Here is a 15,323-nt window from a genome sequence, read left to right as displayed (position 1 = left end):
ACGATCTGCTTTGACCGCCTGCTGATGGACAACAGTTCGTCCTCCAGATCGTCCGGCAGGATGTACTGCCCTCTTGCAATGCGGTGGATCCTGTCTGCTTTGCACAGTTTATGCAGCATCGCCTTGGAAACGCCGCGCTGCGCGGCGACCTTTGTCTCGATGATGCCGCCATGCTCTTTGGCGATCACGCTAAGTTCCGTAATATAGTCCATGCGGCTCGCCCCCACTCCATTAACTTTCATAACAATATCATACACAATATTGTTATTGTAGTCAACAGCTTCAGAGAAGCCGAAAGCCTCTCGTTTTACATATGTCAGGATGCTCCACTGGAAAATCACACAGAGAGTTCGGGTTGGTTTGGAGTGTATCCGATGCAGCCGCCATTAGGCTGAATCCATCACCAACACAAAATATTTTAGAAATTCGAACCAAGGCAATACTGTTGGTACTGCCGGTGCTTTCGAGTCCTGTGCCGAAAAGGATTTCCCGGAAAAGGGCGGGTCAGAGCTGGTCGGTTTGTCCCCGGATTTTCGGCGGCGTCAAGCGGTTTTCAAGAGGGCGAAGCCCGAAAAATGGCGTGGGTACAAGTAAAACCGACATCCCCCGTTTTGGCCCCGTTTGGCAAGATTTTCTGGAAAAATGCAAGATTTCATGCAAGATAATTGGAGGCCGCTTTGCCGCACGAACAATGGGTTTGCGCCCCGCCGCCGGAAAACGGAATCCGCCAGATGCAAGATTTCGGACCGATTTTGTGTAGTATCCTTCCAGGTTTCAACAATTTGTATAGTTTTGGTGGAAAACATGGTGGTTCTCCGGGTCCAAATTCCAAACAAAGGAGAACCCCAAAAATGAAGAAAAGCAATCTCTTTCAGGACGTCCTGGAGCGGGAGATCCAGGACCTGCTGGCGCCCTATCCCGACCCCATGGGTCGCACCGACTTCCGCAAAGCCTGCCGCATCGGCACCCGCACCTCCATCTACCTGCTGCAGAGCGGCCTGGTGCCCTGCGAGAACACCGGCAAGCAAACCCGCTGCTACAAGATCACCAAGGCGGACGTGGCCGCCTACCTGCGCCGCCGCCTCACGGAGCCGGAATACTACACCCCTCCCAGCGGCTGGTACAAGAATTACCCGAACCACAAGCCCCCGGCCTTCGGCCTGAACAGCGCGCTCCCGCTCACCGACGCCACCCGCCGGCGGGTGCGCCGCTGGTACGAGAACCTGCTGGCCCGCCAGCCCGACGTGCTGGACGCCCACCAGATCGCCCGGGTCACCGGCTACGCCGCCCGCACCGTCAGCCGCTGGTGTACCGAGGGGAGACTCAAAGCGTTCCCGTATCAGCACACCTATAAGGTGCCCAAAGAGTGGCTGCTGGAGTTCCTCACCTCGGAGGGCTATAACAACATCACCCGCAAGAGCAAGGCGCACTATGCCATGATCGCGGCGGTGGGGACGAAGAAACGGGGGAGAAAGCCAAAAGCTGGCGAAAGGCAGTGAATCGGGCCCGGCGCTCGTGCGCTTTGGGCTCGGCAAACGAAAGAGGACGTCTCCCTACGGGAGACGTCCTCTTTTGCGAAGCCACGGCTGTGCCCGGGCAGGGTATGCCCTTGTTATTGCCCGCTCGGCGCAGGGTCCGCTCGGTCGTTCCGGCACAGGTACCAGACCGCCTCGTAGGGGCGCAGCCGGCGGCCTGCGGGCGGCTCGGGATAGTTGGAGATCAGCACCTGCCCTTCCCGCACCGGGAGGAGCGGCCCCTCCGCCGGCCGGCCGTAAAAATTGCAGACCACATACAGCGTATTCTTGCCATCGTCCCGTTTGTAGGCAAAAACGTCCGGGTCCTGGGGGCACAGTAGTTCATACCGCCCGTTTTGCACCACGGGGGTGTTCTTGCGCAGGGCGATCAGCCGCTTGTAGTAGCTGAAAACCGAATCCGGATCGCCCGTCTGCCGCCGGGCATTGATCTGCCGGTGGTTCGGGTTGACACGTATCCAGGGTTCTCCCGTCGTGAATCCGGCGTTGGGCCCGTCGGTCCACTGCATGGGGGTGCGGGCGTTGTCCCGCCCTTTTGCGTGGATGGACCGCATGACCTCTTCTTCCGTGTATTCCTTTTCCCGACGCTCCTTATAGAGGTTCAGCGTTTCGATGTCGCGGCAGTCCTTCAGCGGGTAGCAGGCGTTGGTCATGCCCAGCTCCTCGCCCTGGTAGATATAGGGCGTGCCCTGCAGGCCATAGAGCAAGGTAGCCAGCATTTTGGCGGATACTTCCCTGTATGCCCCGTCGTCGCCCCAGCGGGAAACGATGCGTGGCAGGTCGTGGTTGTTCCAGAACAGGCTGTTCCACCCCCGGCCGTACAGCTCCGTCTGCCATTTGGAAAACACCCGCTTCAGCTCCGTCAGGCGCAGCGGCGCAAGGTCCCATTTCTCGCCGCCGGGCTGCTGGTCCAAGCCGATGTGCTCGAACTGGAACACCATGGAAAACTCATCGCCGGCGGGGTCGCTGTACTGCCGGGCGATCCGCGGTGTTGCGCCCCAGGTCTCGCCGACGGTGACCAGGTCGGTGCCGCCAAAGGTGGCCCGGTTCATCTCCCGGATGTAGGCGTGCAGCATGGGGCCGTTGTTGGTGATCTTTTCGTCCGGCACCTTGGCGATCTGGTCGATCACATCCAGGCGGAAGCCGCCCACGCCCTTTTCGATCCAGAAATTGATGACCTCGTAGATCTGCCGGCGCACCGCCGGGTTGTCCCAGTTGAGGTCCGGCTGCTTGACGGAGAATTGATGGAAGTAATACTGCCCCAGCTCCGGCACCCATGTCCAGGCGGAACCGCCGAAGCAGGCCTTCATGTCGTTGGGCGGCGTGCCCGGAACGCCGTCCCGCCAGATGTAGTAGTCGTGGTAAGGGTTCTCCCGGCTCTTTTTCGCCTCGAGGAACCAGGGGTGCTCGTCCGAGGAATGGTTCAGCACCAGATCCATGATGATGCGTATCCCCCGCCGGGCGGCCTCCCGGATCAGGCGTTCCATGTCCGCCAGCGTGCCGAACAGGGGGTCGATGTCGCAGTAGTCCGAGATGTCATAGCCGTTGTCATCCTGGGGGGAGCGGTACACCGGGCAGAGCCAGAGGGCGTCCACCCCCAAACCGGCCAGGTAGTCCAGCCGCTGCACGATACCGTTCAAATCGCCCACGCCGTCGCCGTCGCTGTCTTGAAAGCTGCGAGGGTAAATCTGGTAGATTACCGCGTTTTTCCACCAGGGAGTCGTGTGTTCCATCTTATTTCCTTTCGCAAAAGTTTCTTTGCAACGCCGGCATTAACCGGCCGTGGAGATATCTACCCGATCCAGGTTGATGTATCCCGGTGTTGTACCTTCGGCTTGGATCACCATTCTGTGGATCCCTCTGCGCAGATGTACCGTTTTACGCGAAGATGTCCATTCATCCCAGCTTCCGTTTGGCGGGAACTGGATCTCTCCGAAGCCATACCCATCAATGTAAATTTGCCGCTGCGGTGTTCCGTCAACAGCCGCCGAATAGATAAAGTCCAGGTTGTAATCTCCTTCCTGGTTCAGATAGAAGTCCATCGTTACTGCGTCGCCGTCTTCCCCGAAAGAATCCACGAAGCCTGTTCCCGAATACCCCGGGTGATTTGTGGCGACATTTACGTTCGTGAGAATAGCCGACTCTGCTTCGATACGGTTGCCAGACGTCTCATTTCCATACGCCATGTACACCATGTCCCAATATTTCAAAGAGGGAACTGTGAAAGTTACATATCTGCCGCCCGCATCGGTGCCCATTGTAAAATTCAACTCCTGGCTTGCACAGCCCGCATCCGGAGATGCTACATACACGCCCTCCACGCTTTTAAATTGCGGAAGATAATATTTGACCACCAGATCGGTTTTCTCTCCCGGTTCAGCTGTAACGTTTCTCCAGTCGCGGTCTTGCTCTGCCGTAAGGTTTATCAAATGAATGATCCCGTATTCGTTCCCTTTGTTCTTCAAAACATACCAGATCGTTCCCGGCTGTGCATCGCCAGAAATGGACTGGCCTGCGATTTGGATGTTCTGCCAGCCAGAATCGGATGGGATCACATCCGCATCATAAAGCAGATTCTCATAGGCAGTGATAAACTGATAATGCGTTCCCACAGCCTGTGCCGTGTCCTGTGTCATGGATTTGGCTGCTTTCGGATAATATGGGTTCCCGAGCAAGGAAACGTCGTTAAAGCGCGAATCGTCATTTCCTCCCACGGACATACCGCTTCCCAACTCGATATGCATCGCCCCGCTTGCTGCAATGGCCGCATTGGCAAGTTGGACAGAATTCTTGTCATATGTGCCAAAAGTCAAGCTGTGCAGGCGAATATCCCCACCGATGTCATCCGCATCCTGTCGAATGGTTATCGTGTGGTTTCCCTCGGTCAAATACAGGTTTTTGGGCATCGTGAAGGACGCCTCATAAGAGTAGGTGCTCCAGTCAGGCTCTGCGGGGATGATACCCGGACGAGTGCTGTCAAAGTAAGCCGTCATATACTTTTCCCCGTCCACATAGATGCTCTTTGACGCCTGAGTATCCGTTCCGTTCGCCGCGTAAAACACAAGCGAGTAATTGCCAGTTTCCGGAACTGTGACCGATAGGGAGGCGCTGTCACCCACTTCATCGAATCCGGTAATATAAGTCAACTCTCCATCGATATTTGTGTGGACGCCACCTTGCAGCGCTGCATTTTCATAGTAGTAGGTATCGCCATAGATGTCATACTGATTCATATAGGCTGCCAGAACCATGGTCTTTCCTCCATCGTTCATCCGCTGCCATTTTACAAAGTCATAGACCTTCTGATAGGTGTCACTGTTTCCCCACAGTTCGCTAAAAGCAAAATCCGTGTTGGCTTGTGTGATGATCGCATTCGTGGAGAAGTAATCATTGTTTCCGCCGTTGACCGCATTCATCGTTACGATGTTTTTGCTGCTGTTGTTTTGTTTCAACTGCTCTTTGGCGACATTGGTAAAAGGGGCAAAGGCAGAGCCAAGGTCCACACTGTTCCCTGCATAATCATAGTATGTAACGTTGTTTCCCCAGAAGTCGCCCATCTGGTCGATCTGTATACCGTCAAACCCCAATTCATTGACTGCCTGCTTATATTGGCCCACCATAAAGTTCTGCCAGTTGGGATTCAGCGGATTAAAAGCAAACAGAATGGGGGCCGGCTTTCCTTCCATGGGGAAAACAAATTGGTCTACATTCGCCAAAGTGCTGTTGTCGCCCGGATCATAATCGATGTTACGGCCAGTCGGGTCAGAGAACAACCCCCATGTTTTGTCAACGCCGTTAGCCGTGTATCCTTCCCTGGCCATATAGGACATCTGATATGCCATGGCCTTTTGATTGTATTGATGGCCTGCATTGATACGCTGCTGAATGGTCTGGCGGGACAGTGTATGGCCAAACATATCGACCCATTCATTGCCCTCATCTGGAAGGATTTTCTCATGGCGATACATCCAGTCATAATACTGAACCAGGTTGATATGGTATACCTGCGCCAGTTCTTTCATCATTGCGTCGCTTTCCTGCGCACTTTCACCGGGCATGAAATCCACACTATACCCATATCGGGGATAGCGCGATACGTCAGAGGAAACGTCGATGGCCGAAACATAGGTATTGGCGCATAACGTGATTTGCACCAGATACCCTTTGAAATCCTCTGCTGGTGTCTGCCAGTCAAAGCTGAAACTTGCAGAGGCCTCCGCTTCCAGCGAAACCGGCACCGTAGTCGTCCAAATCACATTCTCCAGGTGCGAGATCTTTACTTCCGCTGAGCCCTGCATCGCGTTGCCGGGATTGTTTACGAGGAATTCAACATGTGCGGTCTCTCCCGGTTGATAACAGGCCTTGCTCACGTAGATTTTTTCAATTGTAGCCACGTCTGACTGCTGTGCAAAAGCAGCTGAAGGCAAGCAGAACGCCAAAAACGCCCACGCCATCAAAAGAGCAGTCAAGCGGCATCTCTTCTTATTTTTCATCCTCGTTTCCTCCCTTCATTTCGATCCACACAATGCGCCAAACCTCCACAGCGGGAAGCTCGAAGGCCACAAAGCAGCCTTTGGCGCCGGTCTGGACAGTGTACGGCACCGCTTGCGCCTCCAGGCTCGGCCCGTCGGGCGAAGCGGTGTACACGCCTGTGGCCGGGAAATCCACCTGCACCTGCACCCGCACGCCGCGCTGGACCGCCGGCGTGGGCTTGCCCCGGTCCCAGCGGTCATCGCCGCAGCCGCAGAGGTTCACAAAGGCGAGCAGCTTGCGTTCTTTGCGCTCCCGCGCGATCATCCAGAGCTTGCCCGCCTCGCCCCAGGCGCTGGCGGGAACATTCAGGCAGCGGTATTCGTAATTATCCCATCCCGTGTGGGTCATGGAGACCGTCTGCAGCCCATCATCGTAAAACAGCTCCAGATACCGCACAAGGAAATCATAATAGCGGCGGAGCAGGCCCGCGTCCGCTTCTTCCAGCCGGGCATAGTCGCTGTAGTACCCCTGGGTCAGCACCGCGCGGTTTTCGCCCAGCAGCAGGTGCGTGGCCCCGTGGGACACGATGGCCGCGGTGAGTAACCTTGCCGCGTTCATGGCCTGCCGGCGCTCCTCCGTTCGGAAGGGCGGCAGGTAGGCCGCCAGGATCACCGGCTTGCCGCCCCCGGCAGCCTTGGCATCGTCGATCAGCCGGGCAATGTGGCAATAGCGGTCGTAGGGTTCCCACACCTCGATGTATACCGCGTCCTGGGGGGCGGCGGCAGTGGAACGGGTGGGCCAGTTCCCCACATTGTTGAAGATGAGGCAGGGGTCCGCCCCGCCGCCGGAGAGCTTTTCCCGCGTTTCTTCGATGAGGGTGGGCAGCTCCCGGTCCAGCCGCACCCATTCCGGCGTTTTGCGCAGATGGGAAAAGGCCGTTTTGGGGAAGCCGTAGGTGTCCATGTGGATGCCGGAAAACTCCATCTTTTCCAGCGCCTTTTGGTATTCCCCGATCAAGTGCTCCCGCCAGGGGGAGCCCGCCTGGATGTTCATGATATAAAACACGTCGATGAACACAAAGGGTTGCTGCGCACCGGTATAAAACGCCCAGTCCGGGTGCTGCTCGAAAAACTCCCGGCTGGCGGCATAGACCGCGCCGTAGGCGATGGGCTGCATACCCAGTTCCTTCGCCCGGCGCACCTTGCCCAGCACCGTCGGGCGGGAGATCTCTTTCCCCATCATGTCCCGGTAGGTCTCGCTGTCGGACACGAGGGAATCGTGGCGGTAGGACCAGTCGTAGAACTGGACCGTGTTGATGTGGCATTTCCGCAGCCAGTCCATCGCCCCGTTGTCCGCGTCCGCGGGGGTAAAATCGCTCACAAAGCCGTACCGAAGGGTGCGCTTCGGGCTGTCTGTCACATCGAAGGCGGTTTCCAGAACGGCGGTTTTGCCGCCGCCCGTCAGACGCACGCTCACCCCGTAGCCCGCGAACGGGCTGTCGAAGCAGCCCAGCGAAAGGACCGTGCGCGGCCCCGCCGGGCGCAGGCTTTGCCGCCCCACAAGCTCGTTCAGCCGGAAGACCGCCGCCTCCGCCCGCTCCCAGGGCTCCCCGTCTGTTTCCAGGATCACGTCCACCGGTTCCCCCGTGTGGAATTGTGCCTTTGCCGGAAAGAGGTCCATGGTTTCTCCTTTCTCATCCTTTGATGGCCCCTTCGGTGAGGCCGCTCATGATCCGCTTTTGGAACACCAGGAACACCGCCACCACCGGGACGATGGCGATCACCGCCGTGGCGGCCATTAGGTTCCACTGCGCCCCCGCGAACTGCTGGAAATACACCGACAGCGCCTGGGGCACATTGTGTTTCTCGCTGCTTTGCAGGAAGAACACCGCCTGGGAATAGTTGTTCCAGATGCCAAACCCGTTCAGGATGACCACCGCGGACACCGAGGGCTTGAGCAGCGGGAACACCACCCGCCAGAAGGCAGTAAAATAGCTGCACCCGTCTATGATGGCGGCTTCCTCCAGTTCTCTGGGGATGGATTGGATAAACCCGGAAAACACGAACACCGCCTGGGGCAGCGCGAGGGTGGCGCAGACCAGCGCCATGCCCCACAGGGTGTTCACCGCCTTGATGCGGATCATCAAGGTGTAGAGGGGCACCGTGTTGATGATGCCCGGGATCATCATGCAGCCCAGCAGCACCGAAAAGACCATGCGGTTGAAGCGGTTGGGAAAGCGGGCCACCGTGTAGCCGGCCATCGCGCCCAGCAGGACGATGAGCGCCAGCGCCGCAAAAGCAATGATGCCCGAATTGACCATCGCGCGGTCGATGTGGGATTTGACCCACCCCTCCGCGTAGTTCCCGAAGTAGAAGTCGGGGACGATCAGGCTGTCTTCGTACAGGTTGTGCCGGGGCGTGTTGAGCGAGAGGTTCAAAAGCACCAGGAAGGGGCTCATGCACATAAGGCAGATGAGCAGGACCGTCAGATGGCGCAGCAGGCTGTATGTTTTTTTCATGGCGCACCTCTCAATCCTTCCGTTTCATCAGCCGCAGGGAGATCAGCACCGGCACCAGCACGATCACGAACATCACGATGGCCACGGCGGTGGAATAGCCGGTCTTGCTGCCATAGCACATGCGCATGATGTAGATGCTCAGCGTCTCGGTCTGATAGCCAGGCCCGCCCCCTGTCAGGGACATCACGATGTCAAACACCGACAAAGAGCCGATGATGTTGGTGACCACGTTGATGCGGATGGAGGGGATCAGCAGCGGCAGCGTGATGCGGCAAAAGCGGGCAAAGGCCCCGGCCCCGTCGATCATGGCCGCCTCGTACAGGTCCTGGGAGATGTTTTGCAGCCCCGCCAGGTAGATGATCATGGTCATGCCCGCGTACTGCCACACATTCACCAGCACCAGCACCAGCATCGTGGTGGAGTAGCTGCCCATCCAGTTACCGAACCATTCGGGGTGGCCCATCCGGTCAAACACCGTAAAGAGGATGCCGCGCCCCGGCTGCAACAGCAGGTACCAGATGTATCCCATGATCAGCGGGCTGATGATCGCCGGCATATAGATGCAGGCGCGGGCCACGGATTTGCCCTTGATCTTGCTGTTCATCAAGAGCGCGTAGAGCAGGCCCACCAGGTTCAGCAGCGGCGCGCTGCCCAGCGTGAACAGGACGGTGGTCTTGATGTCGTGGAGGGCGCGGGCGTCCCCGAAAAAATCCACGAAGTTCTTGAGCCCTACAAATTCCGGCGCGCTGTAGCCGTTCCAGTTGGTCAGGCTCATGCCGATGCCCTTTGTCAGCGGGTAGATAAAAAAGATACAGTACAGCACGAACGCCGGCACCGCCATGAACAGATGCAGCCCTATTTTTTTCTTCTTCATCGCGTATCACCTTCGCTTTTCGCCAATCAAAAGGCGAGCGTGCAGGTTTTGATCAACACGCTCGCCCCGATCGTCATGGGATCGAAATTCTGTTGTTGCCCGGGCCCCGTTCAGCTTGCCATGCCGTCGTTCCAGGCCTGGGCATACGCCTCGGCAAAGCCCTGGGCGTCATACTGGCCGGCCAGCAGGTTTTGCAGGTAACGGCCCGCGTCGTCGCCGGAGAAGCCGGCGGGCTTTTCGTTGGTGTAGCCGATGTTCACCGCGTTCTCCAGCGCGGCGTTGACCTCCTCCACGATGTTCGCGGGCGCCCATTCGGCCTGCACGTCCTTGAAGGCGCTGGGGGCCTTGGCCACCTCGCTGTACTTCTTCTGGTTGTCCGCGCTGAACAGGAAGTTCAAAAACTCGATGCACTCCTCTTTGTGCTCGGTGGTGGCGGAGATGGAATAGCCGGAATCCTCGGCGCTCAGCACCACCGGCTCAGAGCCTTCCATGTAAGCGGGGTAGGGGGCGAAGCCGATCTTGTCGGCCATGTCGGGGTTGGCCTCCAGCACGCTGGAAAGCGCCCACATGCCGTTGCTGAACATGGCGGCCTTGCCGTTGGCGAAATCCTGCACACAGTTGTCGTTGGTGGCCGTGAGCACATCGGCGTTGATCAAGCCCTCGCTCTGCAGGTCCAGCATGTTCTGGGCGAACACCGCCATCGCGCCGTCCGGGTCGGCAAAGCGCAGGACATCCTGATCGTTGGCCAGCATGGCCTTTTTGCACTCGATGGTGCCCAGGGTGGACTTGAGATACCCGTGGGGGATGAACTCGATGAGATGACCCAGGTGCCAGGCCTCGCTGCCGAAGATGAACCAGGGGGTCACATCCGGCATCTCTTCCTTGATGGTCTTGAGCATGGTCTCAAACTCGTCCCACTGGGTGGGGAACTCGGTGTAGCCCGCCTGAGCGAGGATGTCCTTGTTGTAGAAGAACCCGGCCATCGTCATGTTGGTGCAGACGCGGAACGCCTTGCCCTGGTTGACGTCGGTGCAGGCGGCCTTCATCTCCGGGCTCATCCGATCCCAGAACTCGTTCAGGTCGGTGAGGTCCATGTATTTCCCCTCATCCACGAACCCCTGCTCATAGGTGGTCATGATGTCGGGCACTTCGTTGGAGGCGAACTTGATCTTGATCACGTTGCTGGCGTCCTTCTGGTACTCCTGCTCCACCACGATGCGATCCTGGGAGGCGTTGAAATCCTCGATGATCTCGTTCATCACGTCAATGGTCTCGATCTTTCCGGTGAACAGCTTGATGTGCACGACCTCGCCGTCCGCCGCACCGGTCGAAGCCTGGCTCCCGCTGCCGGAGGCGGTAGGCGTGTTGCTCTGGCAGCCGGCCAGCATGGCGCCGGCGAGAGCGAGCGAAAGTGCCAGGGCGATGGTTTTTTTGATGAACATATCCTTCATCCTTTCGTTGGCAAAAGTTTGTCGTGAATGAGAAGTACTTCCTCCTGATTTCATTGTAACCACCCCCGTTTTTGGGATAAATACCCAGTTTTTTTGATTTGATTCCTCGTTTTTTATATCCCTCAAACAAACCTTGCCTTTCTTTTTTGCGTCGTGCATAATAAACATGGAATAAAAAGAGGGGGGGACGGCGAATGAGATCCCTGCGCAATCTTTCGCTCAAAACGCGGATCGTGGCGGCGGTGTGCTTTGTGAACCTGGCGGTGATCATCCTCGTTTCCTATGGGAATTACCACTGGTATTCCGCGCAGCTGACCGATCAGACCATGGAGCAGACCCAGCAGATCATTGAGCAGGCCGGCTCCAACATCAACACCTATATCAACGAGTTGTACCGCCTGACCCTCACCCCCTATTATAACGACGTGCTGCTGCACACGCTGGAACAAACCGCCACTTCTCCCCAGCAGCAGCTGGAGTTCAAGCGGGTGGTGGAGGGGTTCCTCGCCTCGGTGATGAGCCTGCCGCGCAGCGAGATCTTGCGCGTGTACATCATGAACGACACCGCGCTTTATTCCTACACCCGTACCCCCTATGAGATGGCGGAGTACAACAACTATCTGGAGAGCGACTGGTACAACCAGGCCTGCGCCACCACCGACCCGATCCTGCTGCCGCCCCGTTTGGAGCGGGTCTATGGCGACGACTTGACCCCCATCTTTTCGGTGGTGCGGCAGCTGCGCAGCAAGGAGGACAACGACATCACCCTGGGCGTTGTGAAGGTGGACGCCAACTATACCGGCATACGGAACATCTGCGACCAGGTGGATCTGGACGCCGGCGGCTCTCTGCTCATCATCAATGAACAAAACCAGATCCTGTATTCCTCCGGGGCGCTGCTGCAGGAATTGGACGCGGAGGAGGTGGAAGCCCTCGCCTCTCCCGCCCAGGGCGACCTGTTCCGCTCCGGCCAGGGGAAGTACATTGTGAACCGCTTCGTGCTGCCGGATTGCGGCATCACCCTCCTCGCCGTGCACTCCTACGCCAGCCTGATGCGGCCGCTCCAGGAAAACCTTGTGAAAACCGTGCTGCTGGCACTGGGCAGCATGCTGGTCGCGGCGGCGCTGATCATCTTTGTGGTCGCCCGCTTTCTGAAACCGCTGTTCGACATCATCCGCCTGATGCACGCGGTGGAGGGCGGTGATCTCCAGGTGCGGGCCCAGGTGCGTTCCCATAACGAGATCGGGTATCTGGCGGAATCCTTCAACGACATGGTGGGCGCGCTCGGCTCCATGATCCAGCGGAACGCCCAGCTGGCGCAGGAGGTGTACCGCGCCCAGTATCTGAACAAGGAGGCCCAGTACAACTCTCTGTGCAGCCAGATCAAGCCCCACTTCCTCTACAACGTGCTGAACACCATCAGCCTGCTCATCAAGTGCGGCGAGTACAAAACCGCCGTCCGCTCGGTGGAGGACCTGTCGTATTATCTGGGCGGGATCATGAACGTGGACCAGGACATCACCCTGCGCCGGGAGCTGAACATCTGCCAGGCCTATCTTGACCTGATCCAGCTTCGCTATCAGGACCGGCTGACCTACACCATCCAGGTGGACGAGGACCTGCTGGACTGCAAGATCCCCTCGCTCACCCTGCAGCCGCTGATCGAAAATGCCGTCAAGTATGCCTGCGAGCCCCGCCGGCAAGCCACCGAGATCGCCGTGACCTCCCGCCGGGAGGACGGCATGCTGCGGCTGTGCGTCACCGACAACGGGCCCGGTATCGGCGAGGCCACGCTGGAGAAGATCCGGCGCAGCATGGAGGAGCCGGACGCCGGGCCGGGCGCGGACGGCGGCGACAAGGGCAGCATCGGCATTCTCAACATCTACCGGCGCCTGCGGCTGCGCTACGGCAGGCAGGCCGCCTTTCTAATCGACACGTCCGGGCAGGGGACCTGCGTTTCGCTGCGGATCCCGCTGCCCTGTGAAGGAGAGAACAATGTATCATACGATGATCGTGGATGACGAGCCGCTGATGCGCACCTATCTGACCCGGAACATACCGGCGTTCTCGGCGCTGTTTGATGTTTCCGCCGTGGCCAAAGACGGCCTTGAGGCGATGGAACTGCTGAAAGAGGCCCCTGTCGACGTTGTGATCACCGACATAAAAATGCCGGAAGTGGACGGCCTGTCCCTTGCCAGGCACATCCACGAAAACTACCCCGACATAACGGTCATCGTCATTTCCGGCTTCAGCGACTTTGAATATGCCCAGAAAGCGATCCGCTATAACGTGAAGGACTATCTTCTCAAGCCCTTGGTGGACAAGACCCTCATCGACCTGCTGGACGCTCTGGCCACCCGCTTCGAGCAAGAGCGGGGGAGCGCCCATTTCAAGATCGCCGGACGGAGCGCGCGGCATGACCCGCTGCGCCACCGCCTGCTCTGCGCGCTGCTGGAGGGGGACAGCGCCCGCACCTATCGCTTGTACCGCGAGCTGCGGGAAAAAGGGCGGCCGTTCATGGCACCTTTTGCCTGCATCGCAAAGTTCCAGTGCCTGTATGCCGCGGGCTCGATGGAGGCGCCGTCCGCGCCCAGCGCGTCTGCGCTCACCCTCCATATGCTGCTGGACCGCCTGTGCCCGCAGTTCGGCTGCATGGCGCTGTATGCAAACGACGGGTCCACCTGTGTGATGGTCGACGCGCGCAGCGAGCCGGATCTGGAGGCAAAGATCGAGCAGCTGTACCGCGCACTGCTGAGCGAAAGCGCAGAGGGCATCCCCGAGCCCATCGACTGCCGCTGCGGAAAGATCGTGACGGACCCCATGCAGCTTCGCGCTTCCTGCCAAAGCCTGGCCGAGACCCTGCCGCTGCCGCTGGCAAAAGCCCCGGCGCCCTTTTTCCATTCCCGCATCGCCCAATACCGGCACGCGCTGGAAGGCATCGAGCAATGCCGCGACCAGCTTGTGCGCGACCTGGCGGCGGATTCCGGGGCGCATTGGTTCGCAGACCTGAAGGGCCTGTGCCTGGCGCTGGACGCCCCGCTGAACGGGGAGAGCCTGTGGCGCTGCGCCGGCTGCATCCTGGCGGCGCCCGCCTGCGCCTCGTTTCCGGCACAGGCGCGGCAACGCTCGCTGGAGAATCTGGCAGGCCTCTGCCGGAGCACCCCCGGCGCCCTAAGCCCCGACGAATTCGCGGACGCCCTGCTCGGCTGGCTGCGGGAGCTGCTGGGGCAGGCCCCCGCGGAGAGCGGGCTGAACCCCGTGATCCAGCAGGCCAAGGAATACATCGCCCGCAACTACCAGTCGAACATCTCGCTCTCGGATGTGGCGGACCACTGTTCCGTGAGCAGCAGCTATCTGAGCGACCTTTTCCACAAGCAGCTGGGGATCTCCTACCTGAAGTATATCACCGGCATGCGCATGGAGCAGGCGGCAAAGCTGCTGAAAAGCCACCCGGATATGCGCGTTTTTGAGGTCGCCACCCGAACGGGCTTTTTGTCGGACAAACATTTCATCTCGGTTTTCAAAAAGTATTACGGCGTCTCTCCCGCCATGTACCAAAAATCGCAGGCCAGCCACAGGGAGACGTGACAGGCCCGATACCAAACGCTTTGCTCATTTTGAACTTAGCCTGTTCGTGAGCCCAGTGACCAAAAAGAATAAAAATGAAACCGCGGAGCGTTTTCCCTGCGAAAATGCTCCGCGGTTTCATCTTATCTGTTCCGGGCCGTCGGATTTGCCTGTCAAGTGCTGCGGCCCATTATCCAACTCCGCTTTGCACCACATCCCAAATTTGCTCGCAGGTGACATTCCGCGCGTAGCCAAACTGTTTCTGATAGTTGTTCCATATAGTGCGCAACTCCGGACTTTGTCGGATTTAATGCAGGATGCCCGTCACGTTCACAACCTATAGTGGCTCTCCGGGTCCTAATTCAAAACAAAGGAGAACCAAAGATGAAGAAAGTAAACCCCGTCCAGGACGCCCTGGAGCGGGAGATCCAGGACCTGCTGGCGCCCTATCCCGACCCCATGGGCCGCACCGGCTTCCGCAAAGCCTGCCGCATCGGCACCCGCACCTCCATCTACCTGCTGCAGAGCGGCCTGGTGCCCTGCGAGAACACCGGCAAGCAGACCCGCTGCTATAAGATCGCCAAATCCGACGTGGCCGCCTACCTGCGCCGCCGCCTCGCCGAGCCGGCCTACTACACCCCGCCCAGCGGCTGGTACAAGAACTACCCGAACCACAAGCCCCCGGCCTTCGGCCTGAACGGCGCGCTCCTGCTCACTGACGCCGCCCGCCAGCCTGATGTGCTGGACGCCCGTCAGATTGCCCAGGTTACCGGCTACGCCTCCCGCACCGTCAGCCGCTGGTGCACCGAGGGCAGGCTCAAGGCGTTTCCCTACCAGCACACCTATAAGGTGCCCAAAGAGTGGCTGCTGGAGTTCCTCACCTCCGAGGACTACAACAGCATCACGAG

The 15,323-nt window shown here is 58.7% G+C and carries 11 protein-coding genes; 4 read left to right on the top strand and 7 right to left on the bottom strand.

From position 1 onward, the window contains the following. The coding region (locus tag ACH2AT_RS08970) for a type IV toxin-antitoxin system AbiEi family antitoxin domain-containing protein (RefSeq protein WP_394965351.1) at positions 1-212 on the bottom strand (212 nt) is incomplete at its 3' end. Positions 213-851: 639 nt separating this feature from the next. Here ACH2AT_RS08970 and ACH2AT_RS08965 point away from each other — a divergent pair. Continuing rightward, the gene (locus ACH2AT_RS08965; RefSeq protein WP_204658035.1) at positions 852-1,499 is read left to right on the top strand and encodes a hypothetical protein; all 648 of its coding nucleotides are present in this window, start codon (positions 852-854) and stop codon (positions 1,497-1,499) included. A 113-nt stretch (positions 1,500-1,612) separates the two neighbouring features. On the opposite strand, the gene ACH2AT_RS08960 is transcribed toward ACH2AT_RS08965, so the two are convergent. The 6 genes from ACH2AT_RS08960 to ACH2AT_RS08935 form a co-directional block, all read right to left on the bottom strand. Further along, positions 1,613-3,265, bottom strand: a complete 1,653-nt coding sequence (locus ACH2AT_RS08960) for an alpha-glucosidase (protein ID WP_394965349.1) — start codon at positions 3,263-3,265, stop codon at positions 1,613-1,615. Positions 3,266-3,304: 39 nt separating this feature from the next. Continuing rightward, entirely contained in the window at positions 3,305-6,025 is a 2,721-nt protein-coding gene (locus tag ACH2AT_RS08955) for a glycoside hydrolase family 66 protein (protein WP_394965347.1), read from the bottom strand. Then, on the bottom strand, positions 6,015-7,685 hold the full coding sequence (locus tag ACH2AT_RS08950; protein WP_204658029.1) for a glycoside hydrolase family 66 protein: 1,671 nt from the start codon (positions 7,683-7,685) through the stop codon (positions 6,015-6,017). Before ACH2AT_RS08950 ends, ACH2AT_RS08955 begins: the two co-directional genes overlap by 11 nt. 13 nt (positions 7,686-7,698) lie before the next feature. Beyond that, on the bottom strand, positions 7,699-8,523 hold the full coding sequence (locus ACH2AT_RS08945; protein WP_394965345.1) for a carbohydrate ABC transporter permease: 825 nt from the start codon (positions 8,521-8,523) through the stop codon (positions 7,699-7,701). 10 nt (positions 8,524-8,533) lie between these two features. After that, a complete protein-coding gene (locus ACH2AT_RS08940; protein ID WP_204658025.1) occupies positions 8,534-9,397 on the bottom strand; it encodes a carbohydrate ABC transporter permease in 864 nt (287 codons plus the stop codon). A gap of 110 nt (positions 9,398-9,507) precedes the next feature. Continuing rightward, positions 9,508-10,839, bottom strand: coding sequence for an ABC transporter substrate-binding protein (locus ACH2AT_RS08935; protein ID WP_204658023.1), 1,332 nt, complete (start codon positions 10,837-10,839; stop codon positions 9,508-9,510). A 203-nt stretch (positions 10,840-11,042) separates the two neighbouring features. Here ACH2AT_RS08935 and ACH2AT_RS08930 point away from each other — a divergent pair, with 203 nt between their 5' ends. The 3 genes from ACH2AT_RS08930 to ACH2AT_RS08920 form a co-directional block, all read left to right on the top strand. Continuing rightward, positions 11,043-12,869, top strand: a complete 1,827-nt coding sequence (locus ACH2AT_RS08930; RefSeq protein WP_394965343.1) for a sensor histidine kinase — start codon at positions 11,043-11,045, stop codon at positions 12,867-12,869. Further along, on the top strand, positions 12,844-14,436 hold the full coding sequence (locus tag ACH2AT_RS08925; protein WP_394965341.1) for a response regulator: 1,593 nt from the start codon (positions 12,844-12,846) through the stop codon (positions 14,434-14,436). The genes ACH2AT_RS08930 and ACH2AT_RS08925 overlap by 26 nt, the downstream gene beginning before the upstream one ends. Before the next feature lie 363 nt (positions 14,437-14,799). Then, the coding region (locus ACH2AT_RS08920; protein WP_394965339.1) for a helix-turn-helix domain-containing protein at positions 14,800-15,323 on the top strand (524 nt) is incomplete at its 3' end.

The sequence above is a fragment of the Candidatus Allofournierella excrementigallinarum genome, assembly GCF_944388085.1.
Taxonomy (GTDB): Bacteria; Bacillota; Clostridia; order Oscillospirales; family Ruminococcaceae; genus Allofournierella_A; species Allofournierella_A excrementigallinarum.
Note: the sequence above shows the minus strand (reverse complement) of the source record. Positions and strands in the feature narration are given on the sequence as shown.